Source organism: Burkholderiales bacterium (assembly GCA_035560005.1).
Classification (GTDB): Bacteria; Pseudomonadota; Gammaproteobacteria; order Burkholderiales; family Eutrophovitaceae; genus DASRFY01.
The window spans coordinates 18393-38384 of the sequence record DATMAN010000038.1; the positions used below are offsets into that span (position 1 = coordinate 18393).

Consider the following 19992-nt stretch of genomic DNA (forward strand, 5'->3'; position numbering starts at 1 on the left):
CACCGCCGTTGCGATGCCGGCTGTGCGCCGCGCCGGCGAAACGCCGGGCCGTGCACAAATCCCCGCGCGCTCCCCGCAATGGTGGCGTGCGATGGAACGCGCAGTCGACGGCGTGACCGGCGCGCGCCACAATCCGCTGCGAAACCTCGGCGCCCTCGGGTTCTACTTCTTCTGGATCGTTACCGCGAGCGGGGTCTATCTCTACGCTTTCTTCGACACCAGCGTGACCGGTGCCTGGCAAAGCGTGGAGCGCATCACGCACGAGCAGTGGTACCTGGGCGGACTGATGCGCAGCCTGCACCGCTACGCCTCGGCCGGATTCTGCGTAGTCATGCTCGTGCATCTGTTGAAAGAGACGCTGTCGCGTCACTTCGGCGGCTTGCGTACATTCTCCTGGTTGACCGGCGTGCCGCTGATCTGGCTCGCCTACGCCGCGGCGATCGGCGGCTACTGGCTGGTGTGGGACCGGCTCGCGCAGTTCTCCGCGACCGCGACCATGGAGTGGCTCGATGCGCTCGGCATCTTCGGGGAGCCGCTCGCGCGCAACTTCATCGCGCCCGACGCGGTCGACGACCGCCTCTTCTCGCTGCTGGTGTTCCTGCACATCGGCATTCCGCTGGCGCTGCTGCTCGGCATGTGGACGCACATCCAGCGCTTGAGCCACGCGGCAGTGTTGCCGTCGCGCCGGCTGGCGGCCTGCAGCTTCGCCGCGCTGCTGGCGGTGAGCGTGGTCCATCCGGCGCTCAGCCAGCCGCCCGCGGATCTCGCGCGCGTGCCTCGACAGCTCGGACTCGACTGGTTCTACATGTTCGTGCATCCGCTCATGTATGAGACCTCCGCGGCCACCGTGTGGTGGCTGGCCGGCGCCGCGACCCTTCTGCTCGCGGCCCTGCCGCTCTTCGTGCGCGAGCCACGCGCACCGGCGGCGGTCGTCGATCCGCGCAACTGCAACGGTTGCGGGCGGTGCGTGGACGACTGCCCGTACGTGGCGATTACGCTCGTTCCCCATTCGATTACCGGCGGACGGACATTGCAGGCGCTGGTCGATCCGGACCGCTGCGCGGCCTGTGGCATCTGTGTGGGCGCCTGTCCGTCTTCCACGCCGTTCCGTTCGGCGCGCGTGCTCGCCAGCGGAATCGAGCTGCCGCAGCTCACCGTGGATTCGCTGCGCGCGCGGCTGCGCGCCGCGCTCGCGCCCGCACCGGACCGCGCCCGCTACGTTGTCTTCGGTTGCGACTGCGCGGCCGAGGTCGCATCGCTGGCGAGCCGCGACGTCGCGGTCTTCGGCCTGCCGTGCGCCGGCATGCTGCCGCCGTCTTTCATTGCCTATGCCTTGCGGCTGGGCGCGCAGGGCGTGGTGGTGAGCACCTGCGGCGAAGGTGAGTGCGCCTACCGGCTCGGCGCCGAGTGGATCGAGCAGCGCATCAGCGCTCGGCGCGACCCGCGGCTGCGCCGCTCGGTGCCGCGCGATCGCGTGCGCCTGGTGCCGGCCGCGGGCGGCGAGTCCCGGCGCGTGGCCACGGAACTGGCGCTGCTGCGTGCGCATGCCGGCCAGCCGCAGCGCCTGGCGCGCCGAGGAGAAGCCGCATGAAAATGCTTTCGCATTCCCCGGTCTCTCCAGCCTCCTGGAGCCTTCCCGGCGTTGACTACGCGCTCGCGGTCCCGCGCGACGCCCGCGCGCGGCTGGCCTTCGCCTGGCTGATGCTCGGTGTCGTCTCGCTGATCGCTGCGGGACTCTTCTCGGTGCTGCTGGTCGCTTCGCGCACGCCGTTGGTCCAGGGTTTCTTCCCGCTGGTCGATTTCTTTCACGTAGCGCTCGTGGTGCACGTCGACCTCTCGGTGCTGGTGTGGTTCAGCGCGTTTGCGGGCGTGTTCTGGAGTCTCAATTGCACCGTCGCCTGGCTGCCCGGTGGATGGACGGCGCTCGTGGTGTGCAGCGCGGGCGCGCTGGCGATGGCGGCCGCGGCCTTCGTTGGCGCGCCGCAGCCGATCATGAGCAACTACGTGCCGGTGCTGGACGGCGCGCTCTTCCTGGGAGGGCTCGCGGCCTTCGCCGTCGGCGCGGGTCTGCTCGTGCTGCGCGCAATGCGCGCGGTGCCGCGCGTGGGAACGGTGCTGGACGGGCAGGGCGCCTTGCGCTTTGCGCTCAACGCGGCGGCGGTGTCCGCCGCGATCGCACTCGGCGCGTTCTTCTGGTCCTGGCTGGAAGTGCCGGCGGCGCTCGAGGGCAAGGCCTACTACGAGCTGCTGTTCTGGGGCGGCGGCCATGTCCTGCAGTTCACGTGGACGCTGCTCATGTTCGCCGCGTGGCTGTGGCTCGCGTCCGAGTCGGGCTGCCCGCTGCCGCTCACGCCGCGCGTGGCGGTGCTGCTGTTCGGCATCGCGCTCGCCTCGGTGTTCGTCACGCCGATCATCTATCTCGCCTGGGACGTCGCCTCGGTCGAGCACCATCGCCTGCTCACCTGGCTGATGCGTTTCGGCGGCGGGCTGACGATACTTCCCATCGGACTGGCGGTCATCTACGCGCTGTGGCGGGCAAGGGCGGGCACAGCGGGCCAGCAGGCGCTGCGTGCCGTGCTGGCGATGTCGGCCGTCCTGTTCGCCTTTGGCGGGCTGATCGGGCTCACCATCGAGGGCTCGAACGTCAAGGTGCCCGCCCACTACCACGGCAGCATCGTCGGCGTCACCCTTGCCTTCATGGGCGTGGCTTACCTGTTGCTGCCGCGGCTGGGCTATTCGCGCGTGAACGCGCGCGCGGCGCGGGTCCAGGCCCGGCTCTACGGCGTGGGGCAGATGCTGCACATCACCGGCCTGGTCTGGTCGGGCGGCTACGGCGTGCAGCGCAAGGTAGCCGGCGCCGCGCAGGGGCTGGACGCGTTGGAGAAAGTGGCGGCGATGGGGCTGATGGGTTTCGGCGGACTGATCGCGGTGATCGGCGGAGTGATGTTCATCGTCATCGTGCTCAAGAGCGTTCTTCGCGGCCGCCAGCAAGCAGTCAACTGACGAGCTCTCACCGCGGAGGGCGCGGGGGGACACGGAAGAGGGAACCCTGTAAAGCACACCACCAGGGCACAAAGACACAAAGGAGCACGAAGAAAGCACATGAAGTTCTTCTTTGTGTATCTTCGTGGCTTCGTGCCTTTGTGGTGAATTCCCGATCTGTCCTTCCTCCGCGTCCTCAGCGGTGAGCAGCCGAGACGTTTTGGGGAGTGCAGGGGAATGAATGTGGGCGCACTCGAACTGGTATGTCCAGCGGGAAACCTGGCCGCGCTGCAGGCGGCGGTGGACAATGGCGCGGACGCCGTGTACGTCGGCTTGCGCGACGGCACCAACGCGCGCAACTTCGCCGGTCTCAATTTCTCGCAGACCGAGCTCGAGCGCGCGGTGGCGCACGCGCACGCACGGGGCGCGAAAGTTTACGTCGCGATCAACACGTACGCCCAGCCCGACGCGGTCGAGCGCTGGTGCCGCGCGGTGGACTGCGCCGCCGACCTGGGCGCCGACGCGATCCTCGCCGCGGACATGGCGGTGCTCGACTATGCCGCGCGCAGCCGGCCGAGTCTGCACCGCCACCTGTCGGTGCAAGGCTCGGCCACGACCTACGAGGCGATCAATCTGTTCGTGCGCGAATTCGGCGTGAGCCGCGCGGTGCTGCCGCGGGTGCTGACTTTGGCGCAAGTCGCGCAGGTGGCGGCGAAGGCGCGCGCGGAGATCGAGGTTTTCGGATTCGGCAGCCTCTGCGTCATGGTCGAAGGGCGCTGCGCGCTCTCCTCCTATGTCACCGGCCAGTCGCCCAACACCGCGGGCGTGTGCTCCCCGGCCGCGGCGGTGCGCTGGCAGCAGGGTTCGCGGGGGCTGGAGTCGCGATTGAATGGCGTGCTGGTGGATTGCTACGCCGAGCACGAGCGCGCGGCTTATCCCACCCTCTGCAAGGGCCGCTACGCGGTCGGCGAGCGCACCCGCTACGCCATCGAGGAACCGGCGAGCCTGAACACGCTGGAGCTGCTGCCCCGGCTCGCGGCCGCCGGCGTGAAAGCCGTGAAGATCGAAGGTCGCCAGCGCAGTGCCGCTTATGTCGCGGAAGTCACCCGGGTCTGGCGTGCGGCCATCGATGCCCTAGAGCGCGATCGGCAGCCATGGCGGCCGCGCGCCGACTGGCTCGCGCGCCTGGACGCGCTGGCCGAAGGCAGTCAGCACACCTTCGGCGCCTACGAGCGCCCCTGGAAATGAGGTCAGCATGAAGCTTGCGCTCGGACCGCTGCTCTACTACTGGCCGAAACAGCGCGTGCTGGAGTTCTACCGCGAGGTGGCAACTTCGCCCTGCGACATCGTCTATCTGGGCGAGGTTGTCTGCGCACGGCGGCACGAACTGCGGCTGCACGACTGGCTGGACATCGCGCACCGTCTCGCCGCTGCGGGCAAGGAGGTCGTGCTCAGCACCCAGGCGCTGCTGGAATCGGAATCGGACGTGAGATGGCAGCGCCGTATCGTCGCCAACGGCCGCTTCGCCGTCGAAGCCAACGACCTGTCCGCGGTCGCGCTGGCCACGCTGGCCGGCGTGCGCTTCGTGGCCGGACCGCACATCAACAGCTACAACGCCAGGACCCTCGAAATTCTGGCGCGCATGGGCGCCACGCGCTGGGTGATGCCGGTGGAGCTTTCCCGGGCGGCGCTGGAGCGCCTGCAGCGCGACCGCCCGCGCACACTGGAAACCGAGGTTTTCGTCCTGGGACGCCTGCCGCTGGCATTCTCCGCGCGCTGCTTCACCGCGCGCCACTACGAGCGCCGGCGCGATGATTGCGGTTTCGTCTGCCTCGAGCATCCGGACGGACTGCTGCTTTGCACGCAAGAAGGCAAGGCCTTCTTGCGGCTCAACGGCACGCAGACCCAGTCGGACGCGGTCTACAACCTGGTGCGCGAGCTGCCCGCGCTGCGCGCGCTGGAGGTGCATTCGGTCCGAGTCAGCCCCCGGGCTCAGCGCTGCGTGGAGTGGCTGCAGATCCTGCGCGACGCGATCGATGGCCGGTTGCCCGCGACCGAAGCAGCGGCTCGCATCGAGTCGGCCGAGCCCGGCGGGACCTGCAACGGCTACTGGCACGCCCGCCCCGGCCTGCAGCGGGTGTGCATGTGAGCCCCCGGCGTCTGCCGGCGCTTCCCGCGCCCCTCGCGGCCCTTGCCGGCTTGCCGGGTGCGCTCGCGCTCGGCGTCGCGGTCAACCTGGCGGCGGGCGCGCGCCTGCCCGAAGCCCTGGCACCGCTCATCGGCAAGACCGTCGCGTTGCGCGTGACCGATCTCGGGCTGGATCTGTGCGTTGCGATCGGCGACCGCGGTTTTCGCGCGCGTCTCCGGCCGACCGCGCCGGACGCCACCATCTCGGCCTGTGCCGCCGACTTCGCCGCGCTCGCGCGGCGCAAGGTCGACCCGGATTCGCTGTTCTTTTCGCGCAGACTGGTCATCGAGGGCGACACCGAACTGGGTCTGGCCGTGAAGAACGCGCTCGACGCGCTGCCCCTTCCCCGGCTGCCCGACTTCGCTCCAGCCAGAGTGCTGGGTGCGTTGCGCGCCGGCCTGTTCGGCTGAGCACGGCCGCTTCACGCTCGCGATCCGGCCAGGGCGAGCCGGGCGCTCGTTGCCCGATCCCAGGCCCGAACAACCCGCAAGCTGACTATTGATTTGCGTCAAGTCAGCGTTGCACTCCCCACGGCATAGTCGTGCAGGCAAGATGGGTGAATCGATCGCACAGCCATCGCAGCTCAAGCTTGCGCAGTATGCCGGGATCCTGGCTTTCGGCACGGTAGCCTACTGGCTGCTGGGGCAGCTTGGCGTGCATATCGCGCATGTGCACGAGCCGTACGTCGGTCCGCTCGGGTTGGCGGCGGGTGTAGGGTTTGCGCTGCTCATCATCTTCGGTTACCGGTACTGGCCGGCGATCGCCATTGGGACGCTGGCAGTGGGGCTGCAACACGGTCTGCCCCCGCTCGTGGCGGGCGCGATCGCCGTGGCGAACGTGTTGAATACCCTTCTGGCGGTCTACCTGCTGCGCCGGTACGCCGACTTCGATCGCACCCTCGGGCGATTGCGCGATGCAATGGCTCTCGTCCTGATCTGCGCCTTTCTGGGCTGCGCGCTCGCCTGCGCCACCGCGGTCGCGGTGCTCTGGTTCGCCGGCATGGTCCCGCAGGACGAACTCGTGGCGGTGTGGCTGAACCGCTGGCTGGCGAGCGCGGCCGGAGTCTTGGTGGTCGCGCCGTATCTGCTGGCGCTTGCTGCGTCGCAAATATTCGGGCGCGGCTGGCGCTGGTACGCGGAGGCGGCTGCTCTGATCGTGGTGACCGCGCTGGTCGCCGCCGTGGCGTTTACCCCCCTGGTGTTTGCGGACGGACAGCGCTATCCGCTCGCCTTTGCACCGCTGCCGACGGTCATGTGGGCCGCGCTGCGCTTCGCGGTCCCGGGTGCGGCAACCGCGAGTCTTCTCGTAGCGGCCATCAGCCTGGCCGGCACCCTGAGCGGGGCGGGGCCGTTCGCGCCATTGGCTCGCCAGGAGAGCCTGGCGCTGCTTGCTTCCTACAACGCTTGGGTGGCGATGAGCGGGCTCGTGATGGGCGCCGCGGTGGCCGAACTCGGCCGCAAGGCAGCGTCGGGGCGCCTCGGGTAGCGCCGGGCGCGCGCTCGTGTCTTGATCTGGATTAAGCCGCGCCCTTCTGGCCGTGCTTAGCATTTGCATTGTTGCCGCTCAAGCGCAGCCTAGGCGGCGGGGCGGGGGCATGGACGAGACGATCGAATCGATCAAGGCCAGGGTCGTGGCCGGCAGGCGGGCAGAGACCTTGCAGGCAATCGAGGCCGCGCTGGCGCAGGGTCTCGATTCGATGACGATCATGAGCCGGGCGCTGATCCCGGCCATGTCCATCGTCGGAGAGAAGTACTCCAGCGGCGAGTTCTTTCTGCCGCAGAGATCGCCCCTTGAACAAAGTCCCGCATCCCCCCTTCTCTGCCCGCACGGCGATTGGCTTGGTCGGGCATGAGCAACGCCATGCGATCGACATTCCGCCATCTTGGCGAAGGACGCTAGCGAACGTGAAGCCCGACAGCCTTGGTTCAGATTGAGGAAGTGCTAGAGGAAGAGCGAAGACATGCAGAAGTGCCGGAAGATCAGTATCAAGTGAACGGCGCTCGGAGAGGCAACCTGAACACGAAAAGCCGCGACATGAAGGGTTGCACGCGTGATGTGTTGTCGGTGCCTTCTTGTTCTTCGTCGTGCCTTCGTGTCTTCGTGTTTCGCTCGTTTCTGCTGATGGCTCGTTGCGATCTTGCAGGCGAGCGACCGGCCTCAGCCTGGACGCGAGCCGAAGTGGTTGATGAGATAGAAAGTCGCAAGGGCGAGGGTGAGGATGATCGCGAAGTAGATGAGATCGCGATGCTGAAAGCGGGCGCCGCGCGCCTGTTCGATGCGGTTGAGGATCCAGTCCGCCGCGAAGTACAGCGCCACGCCGATGAGCGTGAAGTAGAGCGCTTCCATCATTTTGAGCGAGCCGGGCACCCGGCAGAGTATTCGCCCCGGGGCAGGGGTTGAGAGGCGCTTTCGCGAAGCACCGCACCGGGTCGGCGGAAAACCCGGTCAGGCGTCCCGCATAAGCTCGGCTCGCCCAGTATTTGGGCAACCTGCAGTTCTTGCGATCGCAGTGGGTGCCGACACCAACCCGGCAGCATCGTGACGGTCAGCAACGGTCAGCGCTGGATGCATACCCGAGCGCGTGAGGGGGGTGTGGCCGAGTCATTCGCGATCTCCTCTGAAGGCGAAAGTTACGCGAGCGGGTAGGTGCGAGTCTTGACCTCCATCAAGTCGTTGAGCGCCCGCGTCGGCCGCCAGATTTGATGTAGATCAAGAGAATCGAAGGAAGCGGCGGTCGACCGCGCCCCGGCGTTGTGTCCCCACAACGGGTTGCGCTAGGTTTTGCGCACGTCCACAAAAGGTAGGAGGTGTGCGTGAGCGCAGCGGGCGGCACCCTGGCCTTGCATCCGGCGATGCCGACAAGAGTGGTCAAGCGGGACGGCTCGATCGTCGCGTTCGACGAAGGGCGTATCCGCGCCGCGATCCGTCGCGCGGGGCAGGCGACCGGGGAATTCGGGCCGGAGGAGGCCGCGCGCCTGAGCGCGCTGGTCGTGAAGGTGCTGGCGCATCGATTCGGCGGCCGCGAGGCCGGCATCGAAGCGATCCAGGACGTGGTCGAGCAGACGCTGATCGCGGCCGATCACTTCAAGACCGCGAGAGCCTACATCGTCTATCGCGAGCAGCATCGCAAGCTGCGCGAGGACCGCAGGACGCTGGTGGACGTGGCGTCCTCGGTCAACGAGTACCTCGAACGCCGCGACTGGCGCATCAACGCCAACGCCAACCAGGGCTACTCGCTGGGCGGCCTGATCCTGAACGTTTCCGGCAAGGTGGTGGCCAACTACTGGCTCAATCACGTCTATCCCCCCGAGGTCGGCGAGGCGCACCGCGAAGGCGACATCCACATCCACGATCTGGACATGCTCGCCGGTTACTGTGCCGGATGGTCGCTGCGCACGCTGCTCGCCGAAGGGCTCAACGGCGTGCCGGGCAAGGTCGAGGCTTCGCCGCCCAGACACATGTCGAGTGCCGTCGGCCAGATCGTGAACTTTCTCGGCACGCTGCAGAACGAATGGGCCGGCGCGCAGGCGTTCAGTTCCTTCGATACCTATATGGCGCCCTTCGTGCGCAAGGACGGCCTGCGCTACCACGAGGTCAAGCAGTGCATCCAGGAGCTGATCTACAACCTGAACGTGCCTTCGCGCTGGGGCACGCAGACCCCGTTCACCAATCTGACTTTCGACTGGACCTGCCCCGAGGATCTGCGCGAACAGGTACCGGTGATCGGCGGCCAGGAGATGCCGTTCGCCTACGGTGAGCTGCAGGCCGAGATGGATCTCATCAATCGCGCCTATATCGAAGTCATGATGACGGGCGACGTGAAAGGACGGGTCTTCACCTTTCCGATCCCCACCTACAACATGACCCGCGACTTCCCGTGGGATCACCCCAACGCGGATCTTCTGTTCGAGATGACGGCCAAGTACGGGTTGCCGTACTTTCAGAACTTCATCAACTCGGACCTGCGGCCCAACATGATCCGCTCGATGTGCTGCCGGCTGCAGCTCGACCTGAGGGAGCTGTTGAAGCGGGGCAACGGGCTATTCGGTTCCGCCGAGCAGACGGGCTCGCTGGGCGTGGTGACCATCAACTGCGCGCGGCTGGGCTACCTGCATGCCGGCGACGAAGCGGCGCTGCTCGCGCGGGCGGACGAGCTGCTCGATCTGGCCAGGACCAGCCTGGAAATCAAACGCAAGGTGATCCAGCGCCACATGGACGACGGGTTGTTCCCCTACACAAAGCGCTATCTCGGCACGCTTCGCAATCACTTCTCGACCGTGGGCGTGAACGGCATCAACGAGATGATCCGGAACTTCACCCGGGACGGGTATGACATCACCGATCCGCGCGGCCACGCACTCGCCTGCCGCCTGCTCGATCACATCCGCACCCGGCTGCTCGAGTTTCAGGAACAAACCGGACACATGTACAACCTCGAGGCCACGCCGGCCGAGGGCACGACCTACCGCTTCGCCAAGGAAGACCGCAAGCGCTGGCCGGAAATCCTGCAGGCCGGCACGTCCGACGCGCCCTACTACACCAACTCCTCGCAACTGCCGGTGGGGTTCACCGACGATCCGTTCGAGGCGCTGGAGCGCCAGGAAGAACTGCAGCGCAAGTACACCGGGGGCACGGTGCTGCACCTGTACATGACCGAGAAGATCAGCTCGGCGCAGGCCTGCAAGCGGCTGGTGAAAAGGGTGCTGGAGCACTTCAGCCTTCCCTACATCACCGTGACACCGACGTTCTCCATCTGCCCGAAGCACGGCTACCTCGCCGGCGAACACGAGTTCTGCCCGAAGTGCGACGAGATCCTGCTGGCCCGCAAGCGCGCCTCGCTCGCTGCTTGACAGGTACGAAAGCGCTCATCGCGGAGGACGCAGAGGACGCAAAGGAAGAACGAAATCGAGAATGATTTCAGGGTTCAGCCGAACGTGATGATTGGTTCTGCCGGAATGCATCCGCTCGGGATCTGCCGCACCGCACGGCGCGACGCAGCCATCTCATATCTCTTTCGCGTTGCTTTACTCCGCGTCCTCTGCGACCTCCGCGGTGGAAGCTCGAAGGAGAAGACATGAAGCTGCTGCTGATCAATCCGAGATACCCGGAAAGCTTCTGGAGCTTCCGCTGGGCGGTGAACGAGGTGCTGCCGGACAAGCGCGCGGTGAACCCGCCGCTCGGGCTCGCCACGCTCGCGGCGCTCACCCCGGCACACTGGGAAGTGAACATCGTCGATGAAAACGTGGAAACGGTTCCGCTCGCACCCGATGCCGATGTCGTGGGCGTGTGCGGAATGGGCGTGCAGTTCGCGCGCCAGTGCGAACTGCTGCGTTACTATCGCAAGGCGGGATACCGCACGGTCGCCGGCGGCAGCTTCGCTTCGTTGTGCCCCGAGCGTTATGCCGAAGTCGCGGACAGCGTCGTGGCGGGCGAGGCCGAGTACATCTGGAAGCAGTACTGCGCCGATCTGGAGCGCGGCAGGCCGGAACCGCTGTACCGCGAGACCGGGACGGTGTCGCTCGCCGATTCGCCGGTGCCGCGCTTCGATCTGCTCAAGCTCGACCGCTACACGACCGCGACCCTGCAGTTCTCGCGCGGCTGCCCGTACCTGTGCGAGTTCTGCGACATCATCGTCATGTTCGGCCGCAAGCCGCGCCACAAGAGCGTCGAGCAGGTGGGGCGCGAACTGGACGCGTTGCGCGGCGCGGGCGCGCGCAACGCCTTCTTCGTCGACGACAACCTGATCGGGCATCGGGCCGTGGCCAGGGAACTGCTGCGCTTCCTGGCGGACTACCAGCGCCGGCATGGCTACCCGTTCAGTTTCGGCACCGAGGTATCGCTTAACCTCGCCCAGGACAAGGAGCTGCTCGATCTGTTCCGCCAAGCGCGTTTCAGCTGGGTATTCGTCGGCATCGAGTCTTCCGATCCCGAGACGCTGAAGCGGACCCGCAAGACGCAGAACACGCACGAAGACGTGCTGACGTCGGTGCGCCGCATCTACGAGCATGGCATCGACGTACTGGCCGGCTTCATCGTCGGCTTCGACACCGACACGGTGGCGACCTTCGAGCATCAGACGCGCTTCATCGTCGAGTCCGGCGTCCAGGCGGCGATGGTCGGTTTGCTCACCGCGTTGCCCAAGACGCCGCTCTACGAGCGGCTGGAGAAAGCAGGGCGCCTGCGCGCGGCGGTCGCCGGTACCGACAACACCAAGCCGGCGACCAACGTCGTGCCCGAGCGCATGAGCTACGAGGAAATGGTCGGGGGCTACGAGGCCATGTACCGGCAGTTGACGAGCGATGCGGCCATCGCCGCTCGCATCCGCAACAAGTTCCGCTACATGCGCCTGCCGGTGTACGGCGGGGAATACTCGACAGCCGAACGGCTGCGCATCGTCTGGCGGCTGATGGTGAGGGGCGTGCTGCCCGGCGGGTGGCCGCGGACATGGCACTTCCTGCGTTCGCTGCCGTTCGGCTCGCCGCGCTCGCTGCCGCTGGCGATCGTGGACTGGATCTGCGGCCTGTCCATGCGCGACTACGTGGACCGGCATTTCCCCGTTGCCCGCGAGGAGGCAGGCAAGGCATTGCGCCTGTTCGATGCGTTCCGGCGGCGGGTGGAGCGGCACGCGCAGGGCGTGCGGCTCGCCCTGTCGTTGAAAACGGTCGCGCCCGCGGTCTCGGTGAGCCTGCGCGGGGCGCTGCCTGGCGCCTTCTTCCGCGGTGCGGCACGCCATCTGGAGCGGCTGCTCGGAAGGACCGCCGCCACCGTAACGCTGCGGATCGAGGCGCTGCGCGAGCAGGAGCTGCCGCACCTCGACCGGCTGCTGGCACGGCTTGCCCGCTACGGTGACCGCGTCTCGGTCGTGGTGAGCGAGCGCATGCGTGGTGTCGTTCGCATCGATTCGTCGGTATTCCGGCTCGTTCTCTTGCCGGAATCTACGTAACGAAATTGAACCACGGAGGACACGGAGGACACGGAGGAAGAACGAGAAAGGTGACAAGAGAGTGTCAGAAGGTGCGTTGACTGAATTGGCCCTCGATGCGAAGTGGGTTGGGGACAGATCGACCACGTGAGTTTGCACCCGCTGCTTGCATGGGCGTTACTCCAAGTTCCTGTTTTTCTCCGTGTCCTCCGTGTCCACCGTGGTTCATATTTTTCTGAAAGGAGAAGCGATGAGCGTACAGGTACAGAAGATCGAGCTGCGGGCAGAGGAGCGCCAGCGCTGCGAAGTGTGGACGCGCGTGATGGGCTATCACCGGCCGGTGGCGTCGTTCAACATCGGCAAGAAGGCCGAGCACCGCGAGCGCAAGTTCTTCCGCGAGTCGCGCGCCGATGGAAGATAAGCGGGCCGAGCGCCGGGCCGGCGGCTATCCGCTCGCGCCGGCGCGGGCGGCTCCAGGCGTGCTGCGCGTCGGCGGCTTCGTCGGCCTGTCGGTGTCCGATTTTCCGGGCGAGCTGGCCGCGGTGGTGTTCTGCCAGGGATGTCCCTGGCGCTGCCGTTATTGTCACAACCCGCATCTGCAGCCGCGCCGAGGAGAGGGAGAACTGAGCTGGGACGGCCTCCGGGAAAAGATGGCCGGGCGCCGCGGATTGCTCGATGCGGTGGTGTTCAGCGGCGGAGAGCCCACAGCGCAGCTCACGCTGGAGGACGCAGTCCGCGAAATGCGCGCGCTGGGCTTGAAGATCGGGCTGCACACCGCGGGTCCGTACCCCTCGCGGCTGGAGCGGCTGCTGCCTCACCTGGACTGGGTGGGGCTTGACGTGAAGGCGCCGTTCGATCGCTACGATTCCCTCACCGGCGCCCGCAAATCTTCCCTGCGCGCACTCGACAGCCTGTGTGCGGTGATCGACTCGGGGGTCGCCTGCGAAGTGCGGACCACGGTCCACCCCGACCTGATGGCGCCGGAGGAGCTGCTGCGGCTGGCGCGCTCGCTCGCCCGACTGGGCGTGAGGCGCTACGTGATCCAGGAATTTCGCGCGCAGGGTTGCGCCGACCGGCACTTGCTGCAACCGCGCCGCTCGCCCTGGCTGGCGAGCGTGCAAGCGCGGATCGCGGCGTTGTTCGACACTCTCGAGCTCAGGCCGGCCTGACGCGCGACGGGTGCGCCGGTAAGATTTCCGCAATGCCCTTGCGGCGCTGCCGACCTGCGCGACCGCCGCCCCTGCCGTGACTTCGAGCCGATTCGCACTGTTCAATCTGGGCTTCCGGCCGTTCTACCTGTTGGCGGCGCTGCTGGCCGTGCTCGGCGTTCCGGTCTGGGTGGCGCAGTGGTACGCAGTCATTCCGCAGCCGGGCCAGTTCGGCGGCATGGCCTGGCACGCACACGAGATGGTGTTCGGTTTCGCCGCTGCGGTGATCACCGGATTCCTGTTCACGGCGGCGCGCAACTGGACCGGGCTGCCCACGCCGACCGGCGCTGCGCTGGCCGCGCTGGCGGCCCTCTGGCTCGCCGGCCGGCTGGCGATGCTGACCGGACCCGGTGTGCTGGCGGCGCTGGTGGACTGCGCGTTTCTCCCGCTCGTCGCACTCAGCCTGTGGTTTCCGTTGAAGCGCAGCGGCAATCGCAATCTGTTCTTCGTCGGCCTGTTGCTGCTGTTCGCGGCTGCCAATCTCCTGTTCCATCTCGCACGCCTCGGGGTGCTGGCGCTGCCCCCGACGGTCCCCGCGCGCGGCGCGCTGTTCCTGGTCGTGTTGATCGTTTCGATCATGTCGGGCCGGGTGACGCCGAGCTTCACGAAGAATGCGATGCCTTCGGCCAACGTTCGCCGGGTGGCAGCACTCGACGCCGCGGCCATCGGCGTGCTCGCGACGGCGCTCGCCGCGGAACTCGCGGGGACGCCGGCCTGGCTGCTCGCGCCCCTTGCCGGCGCGGCGGCGGCCTTGCATGCAGTGAGACTCGTGCTCTGGGACCCGCTCTCGACTTTGCGCAGCCCGATCCTGTGGATCCTGCATTTGTCTTACGCGTGGATCCCGCTGGGCATGATTCTGCTCGCGGTTTCGGCGATCTATCCTGAGATCCCGGCTGGCCTGTTCCTGCATGCCCTGGGTACCGGAGCGGTGGGCGGATCGATCATCGGCATGATCACGCGCACCGCACGCGGACACACCGCGCGCCCCTTGCAGGCAGGAGGACGCGAGACGCTGGCGTACGTGCTGGTGCACGTGGCCGCGGCTCTTCGGGTGTTCGGGCCGCTCGCGCTGCCGGCGCAGTACGGCGCGGTCTTGATTGGCGCCGCCACGGCCTGGAGCCTCGCCTTCGTGCTGTATCTGATCGTCTACCTCCCGATCCTTTCGCTGCCTCGCCTCGACGGCAGACCCGGCTAGCCTAACGAAAACGCCCACCGCGGAGGACGCAAAGGACGCGGAGGAAGGCAAATCAGAAAATGACCACCAAGAGCGTCAGGGAAACGAGATGATCGGTTGTTTGTGTGCTTTCTTGGGGTTCCTGGCGGCTTTCGCGGTTCGTCCAAAGTCGTTTCTTTTTGTATTTCCTCTGCATCCTTTACGTCCTCCGCGGTGGGAGCAGATTTTGGAAACCTTAATCCGGATCAAGAAATCGGGAAAAAACGGGCACCCGCCTCGAAATCCATGAAAGTCATGAGGCGACTTTCATCAATTTCCCGATGCGCGATCGCGCAAGTTCGCGTCGCGGCCTGCCCGCGGGCGCAAACATAATCGAGCCGAACGTTGACCGCGCGGGGAGTCTCTGGGGCGCCTCTCCGCTTCCCGTGCGGCACAGCGTTCCGGCACTCGCCGGTGGGCGGCGACCGCGTCTGCCGCGCCCACGACGCCGTCGAAACGCTGTCCCAAGGAGGAAGACATGAAACAGTGGACCGACCCGGCGTACTGCGATATTCGCCTGGGCTTCGAAGTCACGGCGTACGTGTACGTCCGCTAGTCGCGTGCCGAGCGGGGGCGGGCGATCCGCTCCCGCCCCGCCGAAGGAAGCATCGATCATGAATTGCGCCAATGCGTTCGGGGCTCACGAGCGCCCGGTCATCAACCCGCTGTTCCTGTTGCGCTGGGAACACACCCAGCAGGCCTACGTGCTGCTCTACCCGGAGGGTGTCGTGAAGCTCAACGACACCGCCGGCGAAATCCTCAAGCGCTGCGACGGCCGGCACACCGTCGGCGAGCTGGTCGAAGAGATCACGCGCGAGTTTGCGGCCGATCCCGCCCGGATCGGCGAATCGGTGCAGAAATTCCTGGAGGTGTCCCATGCCAAAGGATGGATCCGTCGTCAGGCTTGACGGGCAGGGCAAGCCGCTGTGGCTGGTGCTGGAGCTGACCTACCGCTGTCCGCTCGCCTGCCCTTGGTGCAGCAACCCGGTGGACTACCCCCGTTACGGCGACGAGCTCACCACGGAAGAGTGGAAGCGTGTGCTGCGTGAAGGCCGAGAGCTGGGGGCGTTGCAACTCGGCTTTACCGGCGGCGAGCCGATGCTGCGCAAGGACCTGGAAGCGCTGGTCGAAGAGGCGCATGGCCTGGGCTACTACACCAACCTGATCACGTCCGGGATCGGGCTATCCGAGGCACGGCTCGCGGCCCTGAAGCGCGCGGGCCTGAATCAGATCCAGCTCTCCATCCAGTCGAGCCGGCGCGACCTCACCGACGAGCTGGTCGGTACGCGCGCCTTCGACCACAAGCTGACAGTGGCGCGGCTCATCAAGGCCTACGGGTTTCCGATGGTGCTCAACGTTCCGGTGTTCCGGCAGAACGTGGACCTCACCGCCGAGATCCTGCAAATGGCCGAGGACATCGGCGCGGACTATCTCGAGTTCGCCAACATCCAGTACTACAACTGGGCGATGGTGAACCGCGACGAGCTGCTGCCTTCGCTCGGGCAGCTCAAACGCGCCGAGGCCATCGTGCAGGAGGCGCGCGAGCGGCTCGACGGAAAGATGACCATCTACTTCGTCATCCCCGACTACTACGAAGAGCGCCCGAAGGCCTGCATGAACGGCTGGGGTTCGATTCACCTGACCATAGCGCCCGATGGCACGGCGCTGCCGTGCCAGGAAGCGCGCGTGATCACGGGGCTGGAATTTCCGACCGTGCGCGAGAAGAGTCTCGCGTGGTTGTGGAACGAGTCGCCGGCCTTCAGCAAGTTCCGCGGAGAAGACTGGATGAAGGAACCCTGCCGCAGTTGCAGCGAGAAGGAGAAAGACTTCGGCGGCTGCCGCTGCCAGGCGCTGCTGCTCACGGGGGACGCGGCCAACACCGATCCCGCGTGCGCGAAGTCGCCGCACCATTATCTGATCGTCGAGGCGGTGGCGCGGGCCAGCGACCCGGGCCGTGCGCACCAGCCGCTGGTGATGCGGCGGGCGAGCCGCGAGGAACCGGAGATCGCGCCGGGATGAGAAATCTGCTCGACAGCGCATTCGGCACGATCCTGGCCGGCATCGCGCTGACTGTGGCGCTTTGGCTTCTCGCCCGCTGGCTGGTGCACGCACCTTTCTGGTGAAGGAAAAGCAGAAGGACGAAACACGAAGACCCGAAGAAAGCGCGGGGGTAACGACTCATATAGGAGGCCACGCTTCGCAACGACATGAGGGATGCACGTTCCAGCACGAACACCTGAAGACACAGACTGTGACAGCTTGGGGATATGAACGCCCCACGCTGACAGTCTTCTTTTCAACCTTGCTGGGTTTTCTTCGTGTCTTCGTGTTTCGCTCTGGATCTTTGGGTATATGGAAGCTCAAGCGTTGGATCTGCTGCTGCGCTGGCTGCATTTCTTCGCCGGCATCGTCTGGATGGGTCACAACTACTCGACCCTGATCCAGCGGCCGAGCTACCAGCCGCTGGCGGCCTCCGACCTGACGGACGCCGCCAGCCCGCGCTTCATGAGCCTGCTCGCGCGCGAGCACGCCATCTTCCGCTGGGCTTCCGTGGTGACCTGGGCGAGCGGCGTGCTCATGCTCTGGCGGCGCGGCTGGATCGTGGACGCGGTGACGCTCGCCGGCTACCACGCGGTGATCGGCATCGGACTGTGGATCGGCACGCTGATGATGCTCAACGTGTGGCTCGTGCTCTGGCCGCACCAGAAGAAGGTGTTGGGCTTCGTGCCCGCGCCGCTGGAAGAGCGGCTGCGCGCCTCGCGCGTGACTTTTCTCTCGGCGCGGGTCAATACCGTGCTGTCCATTCCGCTGCTGTTCTTCATGGCCTCGGCGCAGCACGGCGCGTTTCTCTTCTGAAGCTCGCGTGTGCCCAAGCGCTTGATGACGAATCTGTTCCAACGGCGCCTGCAGGCCACACCATCGCGCGCGGGCGCGGCGAACCTGGCCGCCGCCGGGGGGCAGTTGCCGGCCGAGGTGCTGGAGCGCACCGCGCGCGACCTGACCGACTGGCGGCACAGCGCGCGCAGCGTGCTGGCGTTGCCGTTCACGGGCCGCGAGTTCATGGATCTCCTGGCCGAGGCGGTCGCGGCCCTGCGGACGCTGCTCGCGGTACCGGCGAACTATCGCGTGCTGTTTCTGCAGGGCGGGGCTTCGGCGCAGTTCGCCCTGGTGCCGATGAACCTGCTGCGCGGCCGGACGATGGCCTGCTACGCCGACACCGGCTATTGGTCGCGGCGCGCGATCGCCGAGGCGCAGCGCTACTGCGAAGTCGAAGTGCTGCCGCCGCATCGTGCGCCGGCGATCGCTTCGCGCGGCGCCTACCTGCACCTTACTTCGAACGAGACGGCGGATGGACGGCAGTACCGCGAGTTTCCCGACGCCGGCGCGCTCCCCCTCGTGGCGGACATGACCTCGGATTTCCTCACGCGGCCGATCGACGTGTCGCGCTTCGGGCTGATCTACGCCAGCGCGCAGAAGAACATCGGGGCGGCCGGGCTCACCGTCGTCATCGTGCGCCAGGATTTGCTGGGCAGCGCCCATCCGGCAACGCCCACGGTCTTCGATTACCTGGCGCAGGCGCACAACGATTCGCTCTACAACACCCCGCCGATGTTCGCCGTGTATCTCGCCGGCCTGGTGTTCAAGTGGCTGCTGGCGCAGGGTGGGCTGGAGGCGATGCAGGCGGCAGTACAGCGCAAGAGCGCGCAGCTCTACGAAGTGATCGACCGCTCGGGCGGGTTCTACCGCTGCACGGTCGCCGCGCAGGACCGGTCGCAGATCAACGTCTGCTTCTGGCTCGCCGAGGATTCGCTGACGCCGATCTTTCTGCGCGAGGCGGAGGAGGAAGGCTTCCTGCATCTCGCGGGGCATCCGCGCGTAGGCGGCATCCGCGCGAGTCTGTACAACGCGGTGAGCGAAGAAACCGCCTGCGCGCTGGCGAGCTTCATGAGCGAATTCGCCCGGCGCCATGGATGAGACGCACATCGAGGTGATGGGCATGCGCCTGTCCGGGCGCATGGGCATGGCCGCCGGGCTCGACCGCTACGGCGAGATCGCGCATCGCGCGGGCAGGCTCGGCCTGGCGTTCGTCGAGACCGGCACCGTGACGCCGCGTCCGGAGCCGGGACGCAACCGCGGGATCGACGTTCTGGTCGCCAGCCTGCTTCGCCGGGGCTGGCACCGGCCGCACTTGCGCGTCCAGCGCTGCCGGCTCGGCATCAGCATCGCCAGGAACTCCTCGACGCCACTGGCGGAAGCGGCGCGCGATTACGCCTTCTGTCTGCACAAGGGCTGGCCCTTCGCGGATTACTTCACGCTCAATCTGGGCTCGGTGCTGATCGCGGCGCGCGAGACGCCGCATATCCTGCCGGTGTTGCTCGCCAAGGTGAAGGAAGCGCAGTTGCGGCTCGCGGCGCGCACCGGCCGTCAAGTGCCGATCGCCGTCAAGGCGGTGCTGCACGAGGACACGATGGAGGAACTGGCGCGACTGGTCGGGCATCTGGCCGCGCTGGAGTTCGAAGGCCTCCTCGCCGCCACGCCCGACCCCGAGCCCGGAGAAACGACCGTCAGGCCAGGCGTCCTGATTGGCGAGCTGGCGCGCCTGAAGAGCGCGCGCATGGCCATCCTGTCGGTCGGAGGAATTCGCTCGGCCGATGAGGCCTGCGCGCGCATCGAGGCGGGCGCGAGCCTGCTGCAGATGCACCGCGGCCTGATCGACATCGGACCCGGGCTCGCGTGGTCGATTCGCTGTCAGCTGGCCGAAAGGACCGGACGGTCGTTCGCGCGACCCTTGAGCGGCGGATGGGCGAAGGGCTGACGCGCCACGAGGCGATTCATGGCATCGCCTTCGTGCTGCTGAACCACCTCAACGATCCGCTGACCGGAGCAGATTCGTCCCGGCGCGAGGCAGGCAACGCCTGATGGCGCCGGGGCCGTTCAGGAATTCGCCTTCAGGTACGCAATGATCTTGCGGCGCACCTCGGGGTCCGGCTGCTTGTAGAACATGTACACACCGGGCACCCAGGCCTGCGGATCGGTGATCCAGACGTTGAGCGCGGCCTCGTTCCACTGCATGCCTTTGAGCGTCTTCATGAACGTGGGCGAATAGCTGAAGCCGGGGGCGGTCCCGGCTATGCGGCCGACCACGCCGCGCAGATTCGGTCCGAACGGCGGCGCGAAGGCGACGCGCGGCGCCTCGTCGTTCCAGGCGATCGATGTGTGCGGGACGTCCGTTACCGTCGTCGCGCCATGCCGGTTCGCGGCCAGCAACACCGGCTGCCGCTGCGTGGGCTCAAAGCGTTTCCCGCTCTGCACCGTGATGCTGCCGTGACAGATCTGGCACTGGGTCCGGTACAGGTTCTCGCCTTCCGCCACGTCGTCCGCAATGGCGATACTCGCGCTGCCCAGCCCGGCAAGCAGCGCTGCGCATGCGCTCTTCGAGATCATGTCCACCTCACTCTTCAGGGACAAGGCAAGCTTC

19 protein-coding genes are annotated in these 19992 nt (G+C 66.8%); 17 read left to right on the top strand and 2 right to left on the bottom strand.

Going from position 1 to position 19992, the window contains the following annotated elements; all coding sequences use genetic code 11:
- Positions 1 to 91: 91 nt before the first annotated feature.
- The 7 genes from VNM24_05090 to VNM24_05120 all read left to right on the top strand — a co-directional run bounded on the left by VNM24_05090 (position 92) and on the right by VNM24_05120 (position 7022).
- Complete coding sequence (locus tag VNM24_05090; GenBank protein HWQ37977.1) at positions 92 to 1591, top strand: hydrogenase iron-sulfur subunit; 1500 nt, start codon at positions 92 to 94, stop codon at positions 1589 to 1591.
- Entirely contained in the window at positions 1588 to 3003 is a 1416-nt protein-coding gene (locus VNM24_05095) for a cytochrome C oxidase subunit I (GenBank protein ID HWQ37978.1), read from the top strand. The genes VNM24_05090 and VNM24_05095 overlap by 4 nt, the downstream gene beginning before the upstream one ends.
- 216 nt (positions 3004 to 3219) lie before the next feature.
- On the top strand, positions 3220 to 4230 hold the full coding sequence (locus VNM24_05100) for a peptidase U32 family protein (protein HWQ37979.1): 1011 nt from the start codon (positions 3220 to 3222) through the stop codon (positions 4228 to 4230).
- 7 nt (positions 4231 to 4237) lie between these two features.
- Positions 4238 to 5131, top strand: a complete 894-nt coding sequence (locus tag VNM24_05105; protein ID HWQ37980.1) for a U32 family peptidase — start codon at positions 4238 to 4240, stop codon at positions 5129 to 5131.
- Positions 5128 to 5580 carry an SCP2 sterol-binding domain-containing protein gene (locus VNM24_05110; protein HWQ37981.1) on the top strand — a complete coding sequence of 151 codons (453 nt, stop codon included), beginning with the start codon at positions 5128 to 5130 and terminating at the stop codon, positions 5578 to 5580. Before VNM24_05105 ends, VNM24_05110 begins: the two co-directional genes overlap by 4 nt.
- A gap of 142 nt (positions 5581 to 5722) precedes the next feature.
- Entirely contained in the window at positions 5723 to 6655 is a 933-nt protein-coding gene (locus VNM24_05115; GenBank protein HWQ37982.1) for an MASE1 domain-containing protein, read from the top strand.
- A 109-nt stretch (positions 6656 to 6764) separates the two neighbouring features.
- Positions 6765 to 7022, top strand: coding sequence for a B12-binding domain-containing protein (locus VNM24_05120; protein HWQ37983.1), 258 nt, complete (start codon positions 6765 to 6767; stop codon positions 7020 to 7022).
- Positions 7023 to 7327: 305 nt separating this feature from the next.
- Here the strand turns inward: VNM24_05120 and VNM24_05125 are convergent, their stop codons facing one another.
- Entirely contained in the window at positions 7328 to 7537 is a 210-nt protein-coding gene (locus tag VNM24_05125) for a hypothetical protein (GenBank protein HWQ37984.1), read from the bottom strand.
- Positions 7538 to 8022: 485 nt separating this feature from the next.
- Between VNM24_05125 and VNM24_05130 the strand changes: the two genes are divergently transcribed.
- From VNM24_05130 to VNM24_05175, 10 genes are all read left to right on the top strand, one after another.
- Positions 8023 to 10020: a ribonucleoside triphosphate reductase gene (locus VNM24_05130; GenBank protein HWQ37985.1), complete on the top strand. Its 1998-nt coding sequence runs from the start codon at positions 8023 to 8025 to the stop codon at positions 10018 to 10020.
- A 224-nt stretch (positions 10021 to 10244) separates the two neighbouring features.
- On the top strand, positions 10245 to 12113 hold the full coding sequence (locus tag VNM24_05135; protein HWQ37986.1) for a radical SAM protein: 1869 nt from the start codon (positions 10245 to 10247) through the stop codon (positions 12111 to 12113).
- Positions 12114 to 12342: 229 nt separating this feature from the next.
- Positions 12343 to 12513 (top strand): anaerobic ribonucleoside-triphosphate reductase, encoded by a 171-nt coding sequence (nrdD, locus tag VNM24_05140; GenBank protein ID HWQ37987.1) that lies wholly within the window; start codon positions 12343 to 12345, stop codon positions 12511 to 12513.
- Entirely contained in the window at positions 12503 to 13261 is a 759-nt protein-coding gene (locus VNM24_05145; protein ID HWQ37988.1) for an anaerobic ribonucleoside-triphosphate reductase activating protein, read from the top strand. Before nrdD ends, VNM24_05145 begins: the two co-directional genes overlap by 11 nt.
- A 76-nt stretch (positions 13262 to 13337) precedes the next feature.
- On the top strand, positions 13338 to 14495 hold the full coding sequence (locus tag VNM24_05150; GenBank protein HWQ37989.1) for an NnrS family protein: 1158 nt from the start codon (positions 13338 to 13340) through the stop codon (positions 14493 to 14495).
- A 632-nt stretch (positions 14496 to 15127) separates the two neighbouring features.
- Entirely contained in the window at positions 15128 to 15421 is a 294-nt protein-coding gene (gene pqqD / locus VNM24_05155; GenBank protein ID HWQ37990.1) for a pyrroloquinoline quinone biosynthesis peptide chaperone PqqD, read from the top strand.
- Positions 15390 to 16532 carry a pyrroloquinoline quinone biosynthesis protein PqqE gene (gene pqqE, locus VNM24_05160; GenBank protein HWQ37991.1) on the top strand — a complete coding sequence of 381 codons (1143 nt, stop codon included), beginning with the start codon at positions 15390 to 15392 and terminating at the stop codon, positions 16530 to 16532. The genes pqqD and pqqE overlap by 32 nt, the downstream gene beginning before the upstream one ends.
- Before the next feature lie 333 nt (positions 16533 to 16865).
- Positions 16866 to 17369 carry a urate hydroxylase PuuD gene (locus VNM24_05165; protein ID HWQ37992.1) on the top strand — a complete coding sequence of 168 codons (504 nt, stop codon included), beginning with the start codon at positions 16866 to 16868 and terminating at the stop codon, positions 17367 to 17369.
- 24 nt (positions 17370 to 17393) lie between these two features.
- Positions 17394 to 18488 (top strand): 3-phosphoserine/phosphohydroxythreonine transaminase, encoded by a 1095-nt coding sequence (serC, locus tag VNM24_05170; GenBank protein ID HWQ37993.1) that lies wholly within the window; start codon positions 17394 to 17396, stop codon positions 18486 to 18488.
- The gene (locus VNM24_05175; protein ID HWQ37994.1) at positions 18481 to 19329 is read left to right on the top strand and encodes a hypothetical protein; all 849 of its coding nucleotides are present in this window, start codon (positions 18481 to 18483) and stop codon (positions 19327 to 19329) included. Before serC ends, VNM24_05175 begins: the two co-directional genes overlap by 8 nt.
- Before the next feature lie 119 nt (positions 19330 to 19448).
- On the opposite strand, the gene VNM24_05180 is transcribed toward VNM24_05175, so the two are convergent.
- Entirely contained in the window at positions 19449 to 19958 is a 510-nt protein-coding gene (locus VNM24_05180) for a hypothetical protein (protein ID HWQ37995.1), read from the bottom strand.
- Positions 19959 to 19992 lie beyond the last annotated feature (34 nt).

Coding starts and splice junctions, on each gene's coding strand:
- VNM24_05090 (HWQ37977.1), top strand. CDS start 92: ATGGAACGCGCAGTCGACGGCGTGACCGGCGCGCGCCACAATCCGCTG.
- VNM24_05095 (HWQ37978.1), top strand. CDS start 1,588: ATGAAAATGCTTTCGCATTCCCCGGTCTCTCCAGCCTCCTGGAGCCTT.
- VNM24_05100 (HWQ37979.1), top strand. CDS start 3,220: ATGAATGTGGGCGCACTCGAACTGGTATGTCCAGCGGGAAACCTGGCC.
- VNM24_05105 (HWQ37980.1), top strand. CDS start 4,238: ATGAAGCTTGCGCTCGGACCGCTGCTCTACTACTGGCCGAAACAGCGC.
- VNM24_05115 (HWQ37982.1), top strand. CDS start 5,723: ATGGGTGAATCGATCGCACAGCCATCGCAGCTCAAGCTTGCGCAGTAT.
- VNM24_05120 (HWQ37983.1), top strand. CDS start 6,765: ATGGACGAGACGATCGAATCGATCAAGGCCAGGGTCGTGGCCGGCAGG.
- VNM24_05130 (HWQ37985.1), top strand. CDS start 8,023: ATGCCGACAAGAGTGGTCAAGCGGGACGGCTCGATCGTCGCGTTCGAC.
- VNM24_05135 (HWQ37986.1), top strand. CDS start 10,245: ATGAAGCTGCTGCTGATCAATCCGAGATACCCGGAAAGCTTCTGGAGC.
- nrdD (HWQ37987.1), top strand. CDS start 12,343: ATGAGCGTACAGGTACAGAAGATCGAGCTGCGGGCAGAGGAGCGCCAG.
- VNM24_05145 (HWQ37988.1), top strand. CDS start 12,503: ATGGAAGATAAGCGGGCCGAGCGCCGGGCCGGCGGCTATCCGCTCGCG.
- pqqD (HWQ37990.1), top strand. CDS start 15,128: ATGAATTGCGCCAATGCGTTCGGGGCTCACGAGCGCCCGGTCATCAAC.
- pqqE (HWQ37991.1), top strand. CDS start 15,390: ATGCCAAAGGATGGATCCGTCGTCAGGCTTGACGGGCAGGGCAAGCCG.
- VNM24_05165 (HWQ37992.1), top strand. CDS start 16,866: ATGGAAGCTCAAGCGTTGGATCTGCTGCTGCGCTGGCTGCATTTCTTC.
- serC (HWQ37993.1), top strand. CDS start 17,394: ATGACGAATCTGTTCCAACGGCGCCTGCAGGCCACACCATCGCGCGCG.
- VNM24_05175 (HWQ37994.1), top strand. CDS start 18,481: ATGGATGAGACGCACATCGAGGTGATGGGCATGCGCCTGTCCGGGCGC.
- VNM24_05180 (HWQ37995.1), bottom strand. CDS start 19,958: ATGATCTCGAAGAGCGCATGCGCAGCGCTGCTTGCCGGGCTGGGCAGC.